Annotated in this window: 17 protein-coding genes; 12 read left to right on the forward strand and 5 right to left on the reverse strand. The window is 67.4% G+C overall.

Annotated features, from left to right (window positions below; translation table 11 throughout):
• Positions 1-38 precede the first annotated feature (38 nt).
• Positions 39-1,130: a rhodanese-like domain-containing protein gene (locus OOB33_RS05095; protein WP_271007907.1), complete on the forward strand. Its 1,092-nt coding sequence runs from the start codon at positions 39-41 to the stop codon at positions 1,128-1,130.
• A gap of 207 nt (positions 1,131-1,337) precedes the next feature.
• On the opposite strand, the gene OOB33_RS05100 is transcribed toward OOB33_RS05095, so the two are convergent.
• The 3 genes from OOB33_RS05100 to OOB33_RS05110 all read right to left on the reverse strand — a co-directional run bounded on the left by OOB33_RS05100 (position 1,338) and on the right by OOB33_RS05110 (position 5,087).
• The gene (locus tag OOB33_RS05100; protein ID WP_271007908.1) at positions 1,338-1,778 is read right to left on the reverse strand and encodes a hypothetical protein; all 441 of its coding nucleotides are present in this window, start codon (positions 1,776-1,778) and stop codon (positions 1,338-1,340) included.
• 176 nt (positions 1,779-1,954) lie between these two features.
• Complete coding sequence (locus OOB33_RS05105; protein WP_271007909.1) at positions 1,955-3,016, reverse strand: hypothetical protein; 1,062 nt, start codon at positions 3,014-3,016, stop codon at positions 1,955-1,957.
• Between the two features lie 76 nt (positions 3,017-3,092).
• On the reverse strand, positions 3,093-5,087 hold the full coding sequence (locus tag OOB33_RS05110; protein ID WP_271007910.1) for a peptidase U32 family protein: 1,995 nt from the start codon (positions 5,085-5,087) through the stop codon (positions 3,093-3,095).
• Between the two features lie 131 nt (positions 5,088-5,218).
• Here OOB33_RS05110 and OOB33_RS05115 point away from each other — a divergent pair, with 131 nt between their 5' ends.
• The 7 genes from OOB33_RS05115 to OOB33_RS05145 all read left to right on the forward strand — a co-directional run bounded on the left by OOB33_RS05115 (position 5,219) and on the right by OOB33_RS05145 (position 11,034).
• Positions 5,219-6,037, forward strand: coding sequence for a DUF817 domain-containing protein (locus OOB33_RS05115; RefSeq protein ID WP_442952990.1), 819 nt, complete (start codon positions 5,219-5,221; stop codon positions 6,035-6,037).
• A gap of 136 nt (positions 6,038-6,173) precedes the next feature.
• Entirely contained in the window at positions 6,174-6,710 is a 537-nt protein-coding gene (locus OOB33_RS05120) for a GNAT family N-acetyltransferase (RefSeq protein ID WP_271007911.1), read from the forward strand.
• A gap of 141 nt (positions 6,711-6,851) precedes the next feature.
• Positions 6,852-7,457 carry an AHH domain-containing protein gene (locus OOB33_RS05125; RefSeq protein ID WP_271007912.1) on the forward strand — a complete coding sequence of 202 codons (606 nt, stop codon included), beginning with the start codon at positions 6,852-6,854 and terminating at the stop codon, positions 7,455-7,457.
• Between the two features lie 45 nt (positions 7,458-7,502).
• Positions 7,503-8,021 (forward strand): hypothetical protein, encoded by a 519-nt coding sequence (locus OOB33_RS05130; RefSeq protein WP_271007913.1) that lies wholly within the window; start codon positions 7,503-7,505, stop codon positions 8,019-8,021.
• Between the two features lie 165 nt (positions 8,022-8,186).
• The gene (locus tag OOB33_RS05135) at positions 8,187-8,615 is read left to right on the forward strand and encodes a GntR family transcriptional regulator (RefSeq protein ID WP_271007914.1); all 429 of its coding nucleotides are present in this window, start codon (positions 8,187-8,189) and stop codon (positions 8,613-8,615) included.
• Positions 8,612-9,559: an ABC transporter ATP-binding protein gene (locus OOB33_RS05140; RefSeq protein ID WP_271007915.1), complete on the forward strand. Its 948-nt coding sequence runs from the start codon at positions 8,612-8,614 to the stop codon at positions 9,557-9,559. Before OOB33_RS05135 ends, OOB33_RS05140 begins: the two co-directional genes overlap by 4 nt.
• Before the next feature lie 2 nt (positions 9,560-9,561).
• A complete protein-coding gene (locus tag OOB33_RS05145) occupies positions 9,562-11,034 on the forward strand; it encodes a hypothetical protein (RefSeq protein WP_271007916.1) in 1,473 nt (490 codons plus the stop codon).
• A gap of 19 nt (positions 11,035-11,053) precedes the next feature.
• Here OOB33_RS05145 and trxC read toward each other — a convergent pair whose 3' ends face one another.
• Positions 11,054-11,476, reverse strand: coding sequence for a thioredoxin TrxC (trxC, locus tag OOB33_RS05150; protein WP_271007917.1), 423 nt, complete (start codon positions 11,474-11,476; stop codon positions 11,054-11,056).
• A gap of 134 nt (positions 11,477-11,610) precedes the next feature.
• On the opposite strand from trxC, the gene OOB33_RS05155 reads away from it, so the two are divergent.
• The 4 genes from OOB33_RS05155 (at position 11,611) to OOB33_RS05170 (ending at position 14,192) form a co-directional block, all read left to right on the forward strand.
• Entirely contained in the window at positions 11,611-11,739 is a 129-nt protein-coding gene (locus OOB33_RS05155) for a hypothetical protein (RefSeq protein ID WP_271007918.1), read from the forward strand.
• 45 nt (positions 11,740-11,784) lie between these two features.
• Positions 11,785-11,961 carry a hypothetical protein gene (locus OOB33_RS05160; RefSeq protein WP_271007919.1) on the forward strand — a complete coding sequence of 59 codons (177 nt, stop codon included), beginning with the start codon at positions 11,785-11,787 and terminating at the stop codon, positions 11,959-11,961.
• 140 nt (positions 11,962-12,101) lie between these two features.
• Positions 12,102-12,701 (forward strand): LysE family translocator, encoded by a 600-nt coding sequence (locus tag OOB33_RS05165; RefSeq protein ID WP_171827302.1) that lies wholly within the window; start codon positions 12,102-12,104, stop codon positions 12,699-12,701.
• Positions 12,702-12,710: 9 nt separating this feature from the next.
• Positions 12,711-14,192, forward strand: a complete 1,482-nt coding sequence (locus tag OOB33_RS05170; RefSeq protein WP_271007920.1) for an aminotransferase-like domain-containing protein — start codon at positions 12,711-12,713, stop codon at positions 14,190-14,192.
• Here OOB33_RS05170 and OOB33_RS05175 read toward each other — a convergent pair.
• Positions 14,171-14,695, reverse strand: coding sequence for a flavin reductase family protein (locus OOB33_RS05175; RefSeq protein WP_271007921.1), 525 nt, complete (start codon positions 14,693-14,695; stop codon positions 14,171-14,173). The genes OOB33_RS05170 and OOB33_RS05175 overlap by 22 nt on opposite strands.
• Positions 14,696-14,777 lie beyond the last annotated feature (82 nt).

Consider the following 14,777-nt stretch of genomic DNA (forward strand, 5'->3'; position numbering starts at 1 on the left):
ACCGCGTTTTCCACCAACCCACACCCGGGGGTGTTCCCATGCTTGTCTTCCGTCAGCTTTTTGACCCTGTCTCGTCCACCTACACCTACCTGCTCGGCGATGCCGAGGCCGGCGAGGCGGTCTTGATCGACCCGGTGTTTGAGCACCACCGCCGCGACAGCGCCCTGCTGCGCGAGCTGGGCCTGCGCCTGCTGGCCACGCTGGACACGCATGTCCATGCCGACCATGTCACGGGCGCCTGGTTGATGAAGCAGAGCTGCGGCAGCCAGATCCTGCTGTCCGAGCATGCCGGCGCCAGCCCGGTGGACCGGCCGCTGCGCCATGGTGACCGCATTGCTTTCGGCCGCCGCTACCTGGAAGTCCGCGCCACGCCCGGCCACACCAACGGCTGCCTGAGCTATGTGCTGGACGACTTGAGCATGGCCTTCACCGGCGACAGCCTTTTGATCCGCGGCTGCGGCCGCACGGACTTCCAACAAGGCAGCCCCGGCCAGCTGTTCCGCTCGGTGCGCGAGCAGATCTTGAGCCTGCCCCAGACCTGCCTGCTCTACCCCGGCCATGATTACCGCGGTCTCACGGTTACCAGCGTGGCCGAAGAGCTGCGCTACAACCCGCGCCTGGGCGGCGACGCCAACGAGGGCGATTTCGCCGGCTATATGAACCACCTGGGCCTGCCCCACCCCAAGCAGATGGACATCGCCGTGCCGGCGAACTTGCGCTGCGGCCAGCCCGGCGCGCATGGCGCCGAAGGCCAGGACAGCAGCTGGGCGCCGCTGACCTTCAGTTTCAGCGGCATCTGGGAAATCCAGGCCGCCAGCCTGGCCGAGCGCCTGGCCGAGGCCCGCAGCGGCGAACTGCAGCTGATCGATGTGCGCGAAGCCCCCGAGTTCACCGACGCCCTGGGCCACATCCCCGGCGCCCGCCTGCTGCCCCTGTCCGAACTCAGCGCCCGCATGGCCGCCGAGATCGACCCCGAGCGTCCCGTCGTCGCCGTCTGCCGCTCCGGCACCCGCTCGGCCCAGGCCACGGTGCTGCTGCAGAAATCGGGCTGCAAGCGTGTGGCCAATCTGGCGGGGGGGATGCTGCGCTGGCGGGCGGAGAGGCTGCCGGTGGAGGGTGGGGTGGATTAATTCAAACGCCCGGTGAACCCTTCATAGTGCTGTTCAAACTGTTCTTTACCGTGCTGCTCTTGCTCGGGCGGTGAAACCACCCGAAGTGCAACAAGACTTCGCTGAGTTCTGACGGGTTGAACACTGAATTTGAGTCTGTGAGGCGCCCTTTCATCAGTTGGGCGGCGCCTCTCCCCGGTCGAATGGGACTCTGTTCGACAACTGCACTCAATCGTCGGGCATGCGATGTGCCACGGTCTCGATGTGGGCACAGAAGGCCTCATGGTCGAACTCTCGAACCTTGGCAAACACACGAGGCGCGTTGCGGCGAATTTCCGCGGTGATGAACAGTGCGAGTTGTCGCTGCGTTTTGCAGCGAAGAATGCCCGAGTGGGTCAGTGCAATGCCGGCGGAGTGCAAGGTGGGCAATCGAACCAGTCGGCCCTCTTTGGTGCGAATGCTGGTGTTCCTGAGCTTGCGAACCGGCTGTGTAGCACCCACTAAAGGGCCATCCTCCGGGAAGCAATCGAGACACAGAACGAGGCCATCCGCGATACCGCGAAAGTGCAATTCCGCGAAGTGCTCGCGCAGACTAGCGACGAACCCGCCGCTCATGAGAAACGTGGAGCAGACGTCTTGCGAGATGCGGCCTGGAAGTCCGATGTACATGCACTCACTCCAAACTCAGGCCGTAGAACTCCTCGAACGACAAACTCTCTGCCACGCACTTGGTGTCGCAGGATGTCGCGGCTTGGTCCCGAATCTTAAGGGCCTTCAAACTGAAGGCTTGACCCGCAATCGCTCGAAATCGCGCCTGACCCGCTATCGCGCTCGCAGGCTCCTGCTCAGAACGCCCCTCGCTCCGACTCCTCCCCCCACGCCTCCGGCCTCGGCGCCCACGATGCATCCGGCTCCCGCTCCAGAATCGCGCTGACCGCCGCCCCCAGATCGATGCCCAAGTGAAGCTGAGCCGCCGCCGCGCCACCATCCGCCACGTCAGCGGCCAGCGCGAACTGGCGGAACGTTTGCCAATCGGCGGCGAACTGCGACACCAGCACCTTGGCCAGGTCGTAGGACAGCTCGTTGCCCTCGTCGTTCCGGAGGAAGGATTTGCCGGACCAAAACTCCTGAATCTCCGCAGCCCCCCAGAACTTCAGGTGGCGGGCATGCAGGTCCCAAGGGTTGCTCGGGGCTTGGGGCGGAGGGCAAAGCCGCAGTTCGGTGTTGACGGCCAGGCCTTCGTTCAGCCACGCGGGGATGGGCAAGTGGCTCAGGCAGGCATGGGTCAGCTCATGCGCGATGACAGGCTCCACGGCGCGAAGGTCAGCTTTCACCGTCACAAAGTGGCCGCAGCCTCCGTCGATGTACATGCCGCTGCTGGCCGCAAACTCTCCGGCCTCGGGATAGTAGTGCGCGACATAACGGTAATAGCTGTCGTCATCATCGAAGACGATCAGGATGTCATGACCCCACTCTGGCGCTGCCGCCAGTCCCTGCAGCAGATGGACGATGCGCTGCATGGTCTTGGTCACGAAGCTCAGCGTCGCTGCCGCCACATGCTCGGGCAGGGTGGAGATCAGCAGGGCCGAGCCTTGTGATCGCAAGCGGTAGGCCGGCCCCAGGGCGCGGCAGAGGTTCTGCAGCCAAGCCTGTTCGCAAGCGGCCCATGCCTGCGCCTTGGCGGCCTCGGTGGGCACGTTGGCAATCCAGCGATTCACCGCGTCCCAATCCGTGAGCGGGAAGCCCCCAGCATCGATCAGCGCTGCCGACAGATCGAAAGGTTCAGCGCCCGGTGCGTGGATCACAGCTGGCGGCGGCGCCTGCGCATCTGTCTCCGCATCGGAGACAGCTCGCACTGCAGCTTTGTCTTTCGTGGTGCCGATCAGGGATTTCAGAAGTTTGAGCATGGGTGCGAAAGCGCTGAGTGCCTCGGGCGCGGATCTTGCCTGCTTCGGAGCCTGCCCATCGCCGCTCTTTCTTTCTTCACACCCTCGCCGCCGGCCTCGTCCGATAGAAGGTCAACGGCTCCGCCTTCAGCTGCTTGAGCACGTTCTTGCGCATCGCGCCGACCACGTGCATCTCGCAGGGCTTGCAGTCGAAGCGCAGGGTCAGGCGGTCGTCGCCATGCTGAAGCACCAGGGGCTCGGCGCGCACCGTGCCTTGCACGCCGGTCACGCCCTTGGCCTGCTTGGGGCAGAGGCTCAGGCTCCAGCGCACGCAGTGCTTGGTGATCATGAGGCTGACTTCGCCCAGTTCCTCGTGGCTCTCGTAGGCCGCGCCAACGAGCTTGACGCCATGCTTGGCGTAGAAGGCGGCGGCCTGGCCGTTGTAGACATTGGCCAGGTAGCTGAGCGTGTCCTCGGGGTAGGGCACGGGCGGCTCCACCGGCCTGGCGCGGGGCAGGCGCTCGAAGGCTTGGGCGCGGGCTTCTTCAAGCGCGCTGACGGCCTCGCGGCGCAGCTGGTTGACCAGGGAGGCGGGCAAGAAACAAGTGCTCTCGCGCCAGGCCAGGCGCACGCGCCGGGCTTCAAAGATGGTGGTGCCCAGCTTGCCCAGCTGGTCCTTGAGCGTGGCGTCGGCCTGCTTGGCATCGCGCGCGGGCTCGTGGGCATGCTGGACCCGGGCCACGCCGCGGTGGCCGTCTTCGTCCTTGAGGCTGAGCTCGAAGCCGGGCTGTCCGTCCACCCAGGTCTGGGCCAGGCTCAGGTCCACGGCGATGCGGCGTTCGGCCGAGGGTTTGGCGAGCAGGCGCTCCCAGGCCATGTCGCGGTTGCGGCTCAGGGCCAGATCGCGGCGCAGGTCCTTGAGGTCCGCCACGCTTTGGGCCTCCTGGTTGCCGTGCAGATTGGGCGTCACGCGCCAGCGGGTGCCACCCAGCGGCTCCACCGTGTTGATGGGCACGCCTTGCAGCTCGCCCTGGCGGTCCCACCAGGTGAGGGCATCGCCGTTGTTGAGCGCAAGGGTGGCGTCGCCGGTGTCCACATCGAAATGCTGCTCGGCCACGGCCACCACATGGCCCACCGGCAGGCCGGCGTGCTTGGGGCTGTCGAAGGCGCCGATGTCGATCTTGCGGCCGTTGACGAAGTAATCGGTGCCGCCGCGGTTGAAGCCCTGCTCGGGCTGCGGCGTGAAGGTGAAGCGGCAGCGCCCGCTGCTGCTGCGGCGGTAGTCGCTGCGGCGCTCCATCAGCCCGTCGAGCAGCAGGCGGTAGTGGGCGGTGACGTTCTTGACCGTGGCCATGTCCTTGTAGCGGCCTTCGATCTTGAAGCTGCGGATGCCGGCATCGGCCAGCAGCTCCAAGTTGGCGCTCTGGTCGTTGTCCTTGAGGCTGAGCACATGCTTGTCGTGCGCGATCACGCGGCCTTGCGCATCGGTCACGGTGTAGGGCAGGCGGCACTCTTGCGAGCAGTTGCCGCGGTTGGCGCTGCGGCCGCTGTGGGCATGGCTGATGAAGCACTGGCCGCTGTAGGCCACGCAGAGCGCGCCGTGGATGAAGAACTCCAGCGTGGCCTCTTGAACCTGGGCGCGGATGGCGCGGATCTGGCCCAGGTCCAGCTCGCGCGCCAGCACCATTTGCGAGAAGCCCACGTCTTGCAGAAAGCGCGCCTTCTCGGGCGTGCGGATGTCGGTCTGGGTGCTGGCATGCAGCTGCAGCGGTGGCAGGTCCAGCTGCAGCAGGCCCATGTCCTGCACGATCAGCGCATCCACGCCGGCCTCATACAACTGCCAGGCCTGGCGGCGTGCGCCCTCCAGCTCGTCGTCGCGCAGGATGGTGTTCATGGTCACGAAGATGCGCGCGCCGAAGCGGTGGGCATGGCGGCACAGGCGCTCGATGTCGGCCACGCCGTTGGGCGCCTTGTCGCGCGCGCCGAAACCGGGGCCGCCGATGTAGACGGCGTCGGCGCCATGGTTGATCGCTTCGATGCCGATGTCTGCATCACGGGCCGGAGCCAGGAGTTCGAGTGGGTGGCATTGCATGATGGACGCGATTTTAGAGAGTCGGCCGCGGCTAAGCTGCGGGCTCAAACCCTGGCTGCCGCGACGAGAAAGGCCTCATGACCCAGCACCCGAACCTCCCGCCCCGCGCCGAGCCTGGGTGCCCTGATGAGGTGAGCGCGCGCGAGCCCAGCCCTGGTTCAGGCCGGCTGCGCCTGTGGGCCTGGGAGTTCTGGGGCTTTGTGAGCAAGGAGGCGCAGGCCTGTTTGTTTGCTGGCCTGTTTTTCGCCGCGGTTTTCTGCGTCCCGCGCGCGGGCTTGTGGGGTCTGCCTCGCTATGACCTGCTCTTGCTGATTGCCTTGCTGATCCAGGCCGGCATGGTGATCAGCGGGCGCGAGTCACGCGATGAGCTCAAGGCCATCGGCCTGTTCCATGTGCTCGGCTTTGCGCTCGAGGTCTTCAAGACCTCGGCGGCGGTGAAGTCCTGGTCGTATCCCGACTTCGCCTACACCAAGCTCTTGGGCGTGCCCTTGTTCGCGGGCTTCATGTATGCAGCGGTGGGCAGCTACATCATCCAGGCCTGGCGTCTGTTGCAGCTGCGGGTGCTGCATCACCCGCCTTACTGGATGGCGGGTTTGATGGCCTTGGCGATTTACCTGAACTTCTTCACCCAGCATTTCTGGGTGGATGTGCGTTGGTACCTGGCCGCCGGTGCCCTGGGTTTGTATGCGCGCAGCCAGATCCTGTTCCGGCCGCAGCAGCGAGAGTTGCGCATGCCGCTGTGGCTGGGCCTGGTGCTGGTGGCATTTTTCATCTGGCTGGCCGAGAACCTGGGCACCTTCTTTGGGCTGTGGTCCTATCCGCACCAGCTCGGGGCTTGGGCGCGGGTGCACATGAGCAAGTGGAGCTCCTGGAGCCTGCTGGTCTTGATCAGCTTCACCTTGGTGGTGCAGCTCAAGCACATCCGTCAGCGGGTGCAGGTGCCCGACTGATTGGAGGCGGCGCTCCACCGCCGCGCGCCGCCAGCGCCGACAATCGCGGGCTTCGCCAGCGCGCGGTGGCTTGGGTATGCCCTGGCGCCGCGTGTCTCGGCCTGATCGATGTGTGCCTGTTTGTCTTTCTTGATTGATGTCTTCGTCGTCCCCGTATCTGATCCGCCCCATGCAGCCCGCCGACCTGGCCGAGGTGCTGCGCATCCAGGCCGCATGCTTCACCGAGCTGGTGCCAGAGTCCGAAGCCTCTCTGGCGGCCAAGCTGCAGGCCGCGCCCGAACATTGCTGGGTGGCGGAAGGCACCTCGACCGCAGGCTTGGTGGCCTATCTGTTCGCTCTGCCGTGGCGGGCCGAATCGCCGCCGCCGCTGGATGCCCTGGAGTGCGTGCTGCCCGAGCAGCCGGACTGCCTGTATCTGCATGACCTGTCGGTCGACCCCAGGGCGCGCGGCACCGGCCTGGCGCAAGCCTTGGTGCAACGATTCCTGGCGCGCCTGGAAGCCAGCGGCCTGGACCGCGCCTGCTTGATCGCGGTGCAGAACTCGGCGGCCTTCTGGGGGCGTTGGGGTTTTCTGCCCTCACCGCTGGGGCCGGATCTCGCGGCCAAGCTACGCGGCTACGGTCCGAATGTGGACTATCTCGAGCGCCGCATGGGCGTTGCGCTTTCCATTTGAGATTCCGCGGGGTGCAGATGTAACCGGGCGTTAGCCCGGCATGCCGCGCCCGGCTCGCATGGCACACTTTGCCCGCCTCTTTGTGGAGGCGCTGCGGCGCTTGGCTGCGGCCTTTGCCCTGCAGCCATGGAGGAGGCAATCTTGGCTTCGAACCACCCCAAGCTGGCGCCACCGGCGACGCTCACCGATCCTGCCGAAGGCATGATGGATCTGACCACCCGCATCAATCAGATAGCGGCCAATGACCGCCAGGCCAACAGCTACGAGATTCGCAATGCGATCGTGCTGGCCGAGAACAAGCAGCGGGTGCGCTACCAGAATGGCGTCACCGAGCTGCCCATCTCCGCCCAGCAGTTGCTGGCCCATGCGCGGCGCACCGACTACAACCACCGCCGCCGCCTGGCGAGCAATCTGGTGACGCAGTCCGGCAGCCCGCGGCCGGCGCAGGCCTGCGCCCACCACATCGTCGCCCTGCGCGATGAGCAGGCCGAGCCCTCGCGCAAAAAGCTGTTCGACTGGTTCATCGCCATCAACGATGCCGACAACGGCGTGTTCCTGCCGCGCCGCGCGGGCCAGAGCTTGGCCGGCCATCCGGCTGCGCCGCAGCACGGCCCGATCCACACCGCGCTCTATCATGCGTCGGTGTATGCGCGGCTGCGCATGGTGCCCAAGACCGAGGCCCAGACCGGCCGGTCGCGCCTGCGTGGCATCAAGGCCGATTTGCTGGCCGGTGTCTTTCCTTGGTGAGTTGGGGGCGCTGAGATGGCGATTTGGGAACTGCGTTGTGCCGCCGTGAATGAGTTCGCCGTGCTGGTCTCGCGCGATTACGACAACATCGAAGAACAGCTGTTCGACACCGACGGCACGGCCAAGGATTGGCAGGACCGGCCCCGGGTTGGCTATGTGGTCGAGCCGCGCAAGAAGCAGCAGAAGCCGCGCGCCGATGTGGGCCTGCTGGTGCCCGGGGCCTTGGTGCTCAATGCCCGCGCGCGTGAGGCCCTGGGGCCATTTCTGAGCCCCTTCGGGCAGATGCTCGAGCTCGATTGCGAGGGCGAGCCCCGCTGGTTCTTCAATGTGACGCAGCGCCTGGACTGCGTCGATCTGCAGCGTTCGCAGCGCTTTGACGATGGCGGCCTCCGGCTGGAGGCCTTCGACGAGAGCCGCCTGCCGGACACCGCCCTGGTGTTCAAGGACCCGTTGACCGCGCCGGTTCGCATCTACGTCAACGAGGCCGGCAAGCAGGCCCTGGAGGCCTTGGTGCGCGAGGCCGGCCTGAGCGGCCTCGAGTGCGGGGCACCGCGGCCCCTGTAAGTCTCCCTTGGGCTTCTGGGTTCGTCGCGGGCCCGGCGCGGCGCCCCGGCTCGCGAGCTGGCTGCATCGATGGCACTTGCACAAGTCCGTCTAGGTGTACTACGATATTAGTACACGCTGACAGTGAAACCGGCTGCGGCGTGTGTTCGACACGCCGGAGGTTCCTTGTCACCCCCTGATCCCCACGATCCCGACCACAGCCCGTTCGCCTTCCGCATCAACACCGGATCGACCGAGCCCATTTACCGCCAGATGGTCGAGCAGCTGCGCCGTTGCGTGGCCAGCGGTCAGCTGGTGGCCGGGCAGGAGATGCCCTCGGTGCGCGAGGTGGCTTCGCAGCTGGCCGTGCATCCGATGACGGTGTCCAAGGCCTACAGCCTGCTGGAGGCCGAGGGCTTGCTGGAGCGCCGCCGCGGCCTGGCCATGCGGGTGGCGGCCCAACACCAAAAGGCGCAGCCGCGAGCCGAGCGCATCGAGCTCCTGCGCCCGGTGCTGAGCGAGGCCGCGGCCCAGGCCCGCCAGCTGGAGCTGCCCGCCACGGCCGCCCTGAAGTTGTTTGAATCCATTCTTCTCCAAGAGGGAGCGTCCTCATGAGCGCAGTTCTTGTGTCTACTTCTTCTTCCTCGTCGGCCTCGGCGCCTGTTTGGGCGGCGAGCGATTCGCTGGATGGCTCGGCCGGCCTGACGGCCGACGTGCGCGACATCTCGCTGAGCTACGGCTCGAAGGCAGTGTTGCGGCAGCTGAGCTGGCAGCTGCAGTCCGGCCAGGTGGTGGGCCTGCTGGGCCGCAACGGCGCCGGCAAGACCAGCTTGCTGGAGGCGCTGCTGGGCCTGCGCGAAACCCAGGCCGGCCAGGTGCAGCTGTTCGGCCAGGCCGCCACCGAGCTCGATGATGCCGCCCGTGCGCGCATCGGCTATGTGCCGCAGCACAGCGATCTGTTCGAGGGCTTCACCGCGCGCCAGCTGCTGGCCTACTTCAAGAGCTTTTACCCGCGCTGGAACGAGACCAAGGTCGAGGGCCTGCTCTCGCGCTGGGACATTCCGCGCGACCAGATGATCTCGCGCCTCTCGGGTGGCCAGCAGCAGCGCCTGTCCATCATCCGCGCCCTCGCCCATGAGCCCGATCTGCTGGTGCTGGATGAGCCCGTGGCCAGCCTGGACCCGGTGGGCCGGCGCGACTTCCTGCGCGAGCTGGTCGATCAGGTGCTGGACCGCGGCACGACCGTGGTCTTCTCCACCCACATCCTGTCGGACCTGGAGCGCGTCGCCTTCAACCTGGCCTTTTTGCAGCAAGGCCGCATCGCGGTGCAGGCGCCGCTGGACAGCCTGCTGGAAGAGGTGCGCCTGGTGCTCGGCTCCAGCACGGCGATCCAGGCTGTGCTGGCCGGCGGCAGCGCCGAGTTGCTGCGCCGCCAGACCCAGGCCGATGGCCGCGAGCGCTGCCTGCTGCGCTTTGCGCCGGGCCAGGCGCCCCAGGACGGGCCGGGTTTGAGCGTGCAGGCCCTCAATCTCGAAGACCTGTTTGTGGAGCTGACCTGATCATGGGCGCCCTGTGGTCGCAATACCGTCCGCTGCTGCTGGCGCCGTGGCAGATGCAGCGCAATGCCTCGCTGCTGGCGTTCTACATCGGCTGGGGTTTGAGCGTGCTGGGTTTTGGCCTCGCCCTGGGCATCAGCTTCTGGCTGACACGCCCCGAGCTGGCCTGGCGTGTGGCCGTGGTGGTCGCGGCCTGCGTGGTGGCCGTGCCTTGGTATGTCGTTTTCAACGGCTTGCTGGTGCAGAACCACCCACATGCGGCGCGCCTCGTGCCCGGTCATGTGCGGCGGCTGCAATCCGTGGCCGTACTCAGTTACCTGCTCACCACAGTGATCTGCGCGGCCTTGTTGGCGAGTCAGCTTCCCGGCGGCGCGATCTGGCTCGCGGGGATGGCCTTGCTGCTCTTTCTGCTGGCTCTGTGTTCGCGTTGGGTGCAACTCTGGTTCTGGGGCACTTTGGTGCTGTTTCTCATGCCTTGGTTGGGGAAGTTCATGCCCGTGATGATTGTTTGGAGCACGCTGCTGGACTGGCAACAGCAGGCCCCCTGGAGCTTGAACCTGCTCGCGCTCTTGCTGCTCCCCCTGGGCCTGGCCGGCCTGTTCCAGAGCGGTGGCTCGCAGCACAGCCGGCAATTCCAGGCGCGCCAGAAGTGGCGCCGCCTGTTCGAGTCGCAGTCCCTGGGCGTGGCCTCGCATGCCGAGATCAATGCGCCCCTTGACCACCTGGGTCAGGTCTTCCGCTGGATGCAGCCGCTGTGGACGCGCCGGCTGCTGCGACAGGCCCGGCCGACGCCAGCCAGCGTGATGGCGCGCCTGGATCTGGTGAGCTTGGGCCAGGCCCACTGGACCTGCCAGCTCAGTTCGATCACGGTGATGCTGGGCTTGCTGATGCTGGTGTTTGCCACCATGGGCTGGGGTCAACCGGAGTTCTGGCAGGGGCTGACCCAGCACGGCACCATGGGCCTGTCCTTCGGTTTTGCCAGCATGTGCCTGGGCGTGCTGCTGACGGTGCCGGCCAATCTGCACCGCAGCCGGCGCGAGCAGGCCTTGTTGATTCTGCTGCCCGGCGCACCGCGTGGCCAGGTCTTGAACCGCATGTTGGCACGTCGCCTGCTGAGCCAGCTGATGTGGGCGGTGGGCATTGCCCTGCTGCTGTGCGCGGCCTTGCAGAAGTTCCCGGGGCCGCAGTCCTTGAGCTGGTTGGGTGTGCACCTCTGTTTGGCGTATCTGGTGTTTGGCTGCACCGTGGTGCTGCGCGATTGGTCGCGCGAGCGCCCGCCCAACAGTCACCGCGCCCTTCTACCCTTCGGCGCGGCTTCCGTGATGGTGCTGGCACTGCAGGGCCTGCAATGGCTGGGCCTGCCCATCCTGGCGCAGATTGGCCTGGTGCTGCTGTTGGTGTTGGCTCTGGCGCGCTACCGCTGGCAGCGCCTGGTGCTGGCTTCTGCGCCGGCCATGCCGGTGGGCCGTTGGGCCTGAAGGCCCCGGGAATGTGAGTTCAGCCGCGCTGCTGCATCCAGCCCAGGATCTGCGCGGCCGAGAGTGCGCCGCTGATGCGCTGCAGCTCCTGCCCGCCCTGCAGCTGGATCAGGGTGGGGATGCTGCGGATGCCAAAGCGCTGCGAGAGCTGGGGTGCCTCGTCGCTGTTGACCTTGACGAGCAAGGCCTGACCCTTGAGCTGGCGCGCGGCGGTGGCGAACTGCGGCGCCATCTGCCGGCAGGGGCCGCACCATGGCGCCCAGAAATCGACCAGCACCGGCAGCTCGCTGCCGCTGACGACGCGGTCGAAATTGGCCTCGCTCAGCGCCAGCACCTCGCCGCTGAGCAGGGCTTGGCCGCAGCGGCCGCAGACCGGGTCTTGGGCCGCGCGCTCGTCGGGCACGCGGTTCTTGCTCAGGCAGTGGGGGCAGGTGATCAGCATGATGCTCAGTGACGTGAGGCTGTGCGGGCTCATTTCAAGCCCCGCACAAGACGGTGTAAGAAATCCTGCCGACCGGGGACTGCCCGAATCGAAGGCGCTGGCGCGCCTCGTGTTCAACGCCCGAGCCTGGACCCTTGCATGAAGAGCAACAACAACAACCCCGAGCCTCCCCCGCCACTTCCGCCGCCACTCCGGCCGCCACCCCCAGCGCCGAGCTGCAGGCCGAGCGCTACCGCCAGGCCCTGGCCCTGCACGGCGCCTAGCTGGCCGCCTTCATGGTGGGTTCCGAGCGTGACGAGGCGTAGCGCATGGAGACGGTGTTCACGCTGACCCACGCCGGTGCGCTGCTGGTCTTGCTGCTGATCCTGGCCGCCAACTGGCGCGGGGCGCGTCGCTACCAGCGGGAGATCGATGCGCTGGATCAGCAGCTGGCGACCCAGGCTGCGGCCCCGGGGGAAGCGCCGGACGTGGCGGGACGGCGCTGAGCGCCGCCCGGCACATTCGGCGGCTGTACCCCTCGGCGCAGTGATACAGCGCATGCGGGCGGGGTGGGCGCTGTGTCTTGGCCCCTGGGCGTGGCGGCCTTAGTCTGCCTGCCAATCTCCGCCACCCCAGCCCCGCCGCCATGTTGTCGTCCCCCACCGAGCTGCTGCCCCTGGCCAGCTACTGCTTTCTCATGTCCAGCACACCCGGGCCCAACAACCTGATGCTGGCCACCGCCGCGGCCAATGCCGGCTACCGCCGCACGCTGCCGCAGATGCTGGGCAGCAACCTTGGCGTGGCGCTACAGACCTGGCTGACCTGCTTGGGCCTGGGCAGCCTGTTCCTGGCCTATCCGGTGCTGCACCAGGTGCTGCGGGTGCTGGGCACGCTCTACCTGATCTACCTCGCCTGGCAGCTCAGCGGCCTGCGCATCGGCGCGGCGCAGCAGGATGCGCGGCCTCTGAGCTTTGCCCAGGCGGCGCTGTTCCAGGCCGTCAATCCGAAGAGCTGGGTCAAGGCCATCACCCTGGCCACGGTCTTCATGCCCAACGGCCTGGGGCCTTGGGCCGGAGCCAGCCTGGTGGCGGCGGTGGGCGTGCTGGTGGGCTTGCCCAGCTCGACGATGTGGGCCTTGTTCGGCCTGGCGATCCGGCGGCTGCTGCAAGACCCGGCCAAGCGCCGCGTCTTCAACCTGCTCATGGCCGGCTCTTTGGTTGTGTTGGCGCTGAGTCTGCTGCGCTAAGCTCGGGCGATGCTGAACCCGCTCGATCGAAACTCTCCCATCGCCCTGGGCGACCAGATCGAGCTGCGCCTGCGCGAGCAGATCGCCGCGCGGCAGCTGCCGCCGGGTGCGCGCCTGATGTCCATCCGCCAGCTGGCGGCCCAGCTGGCCGTCAGCCCCAACACCGTGGTCGCGGCCTACGACCGCTTGGTGGCCTCGGGCCTGATCGACGCGCGCGGCACGGCCGGCTATTACGTCTGCGAGCCGCGCGGCGGCCCGGCCCTGTTGCCCGATGCGGCGGCACTCGAGGCCGGCGAGGAGCAGGAAGGCGTCTGGCTGGCCCAGCAGGCCAATGACCAGCGCAGCGGCGTGCTGCTGGCCAGCAGCGGCGCCCTGCCGCCGAGCTGGCTGGCCGATGCCATGCCGGCCAGCGTGGTGCAGCGCGCCCTGGCCCGCAGCACGGCCGGCCTGGCCTCGCGCTGCCCGCCCCAGGGCCTGCCCGAGCTGCGCGAACAGATCGCCCTTTTGATGCGCGGCCAGGGCCTGGCCGTGGATGCCGGCCGCATCCTCACCACCTACGGTGGCACCCATGCCATCGACCTGATCTGCCGCGCCTTCTTGCGCCCGGGCGACACCGTGCTGGTCGAGGATCCGGGCTACTTCCTGATGTTCGAACGCCTGCGGCAAGAGGGCTTGCGGGTGGTGCCGATCGCACGCCGGCCCGATGGGCTGGACCTGGCCGAGCTGGAGGCGGCCTGCCGCCTGCACCGGCCGCGCCTGCTCTTCATCCAGACCGTGCTGCACAACCCCACCGGCTGGAGCAGCAGCGCCGCCAATCTGCACCAGGTGCTGGTGATCGCGCGCCAGTATGGGCTCTTGATCGCCGAGGACGATGTGCAGGGCCATTTCCACCCGGGCCACGCCACCCGCCTGGCGGCCCTCTCGGGCCTGGACGGGGTGATCTACTACTCCAGCTTTTGCAAGGCCTTGAGCCCCGCTTTGCGAACCGGTTATGTGGCGGCCGACCCGGCCCTGCTGAAAGCCCTGCTGCGGGAGAAGATCTACGCCGTGCTGACCGGCGCCGCGCTCAACGAGTGGGTGCTGCTGGAGATCTTGCTGGCCGGCCGCCTGCGCAAGCATCTGGAGCGTTTGCAGGCCCGCCTGCTGCAAGCGCGCACGCTGAGCGCGCGCCAGCTGGGCGAGGCCGGCATCGCCATGGACCACCCCGGCGAGGGCGGCCTCTTCCTCTGGGGCCAGGTGCCCGAGGGCGTGGACATGAATCTGCTGCTGCAGGATGCCTACCGCAACAAGATCCTGCTGGTCGGCGGCCCCACCTTCTCCAGCACCGGCCAGGCGCCGCGCCATCTGCGCTTCAATGTGGTGTTCAGCCAGCAGCCGCGGCTGGCCGACTATCTGCGGGAGCGTTTGCAGGCCGTGGCCGACAGCACGGCGCTCTTGCAGCGCCTGCCGGGCGGCTCAGCACAGCCGCGTCAGAGCGGCAGCTCGGTGTAGTAGCGGCCGCCGTGGAAGATCAGCGGCTGGGCGCCTTCGCGCCAGCTGCAGCTTTCCACCTCGCCGACGAAGATGACGTGGTCGCCTTCCTCGTACTGGCTGCGGTTGGCGCATTCGAACACGGCGGCCACGCCGTCCAGCACCGGGGCACCGCCGGCGCCCTCGCGCCAGGCCACGCCGGCGAAGCGGTCGATGTCGCGGGTGGCGAAGCGCTGCGACAGCTCTTTCTGGTCGGCGGCCAGGATGTTGATGGCGTAGTGCGAGCCGCGGCTGAACACCGGCATGGAGCCGGCCTTCTGCGCCAGGCTCCAGAGCACCAGAGGCGGGCTCAGCGACACCGAATTGAAGGAGTTGGCGGTCAGGCCGACCAGGCTGCCGTCGGGTGCGCGGGCGGTGACGATGGTCACACCGGTGGCGAACATGCCCAGGGCGGAGCGAAATTGCTGGCTGTCAAAGCCCGGACCGGGCGGGACGACGAGAGGAGAAGTGGGGGGCGCGGGCATGCGGCATTGTCGGCCATCCCTGCTTGTGCCTTCTTGCACGGGGGCATTTGTCGCCGGACGGCCTCAGAATGGCGCCTGCCCT

The sequence above is a fragment of the Paucibacter sp. B51 genome, assembly GCF_027863535.1.
Classification (GTDB): domain Bacteria; phylum Pseudomonadota; class Gammaproteobacteria; order Burkholderiales; family Burkholderiaceae_C; genus Paucibacter_A; species Paucibacter_A aquatilis.

Coding starts and splice junctions, on each gene's coding strand:
- OOB33_RS05165 (WP_171827302.1), top strand. CDS start 12,102: ATGTTGTCGTCCCCCACCGAGCTGCTGCCCCTGGCCAGCTACTGCTTT.
- OOB33_RS05175 (WP_271007921.1), bottom strand. CDS start 14,695: ATGCCCGCGCCCCCCACTTCTCCTCTCGTCGTCCCGCCCGGTCCGGGC.
- OOB33_RS05160 (WP_271007919.1), top strand. CDS start 11,785: ATGGAGACGGTGTTCACGCTGACCCACGCCGGTGCGCTGCTGGTCTTG.
- OOB33_RS05095 (WP_271007907.1), top strand. CDS start 39: ATGCTTGTCTTCCGTCAGCTTTTTGACCCTGTCTCGTCCACCTACACC.
- OOB33_RS05140 (WP_271007915.1), top strand. CDS start 8,612: ATGAGCGCAGTTCTTGTGTCTACTTCTTCTTCCTCGTCGGCCTCGGCG.
- OOB33_RS05145 (WP_271007916.1), top strand. CDS start 9,562: ATGGGCGCCCTGTGGTCGCAATACCGTCCGCTGCTGCTGGCGCCGTGG.
- OOB33_RS05120 (WP_271007911.1), top strand. CDS start 6,174: ATGTCTTCGTCGTCCCCGTATCTGATCCGCCCCATGCAGCCCGCCGAC.
- OOB33_RS05100 (WP_271007908.1), bottom strand. CDS start 1,778: ATGTACATCGGACTTCCAGGCCGCATCTCGCAAGACGTCTGCTCCACG.
- trxC (WP_271007917.1), bottom strand. CDS start 11,476: ATGCTGATCACCTGCCCCCACTGCCTGAGCAAGAACCGCGTGCCCGAC.
- OOB33_RS05110 (WP_271007910.1), bottom strand. CDS start 5,087: ATGCAATGCCACCCACTCGAACTCCTGGCTCCGGCCCGTGATGCAGAC.
- OOB33_RS05170 (WP_271007920.1), top strand. CDS start 12,711: ATGCTGAACCCGCTCGATCGAAACTCTCCCATCGCCCTGGGCGACCAG.
- OOB33_RS05105 (WP_271007909.1), bottom strand. CDS start 3,016: ATGCTCAAACTTCTGAAATCCCTGATCGGCACCACGAAAGACAAAGCT.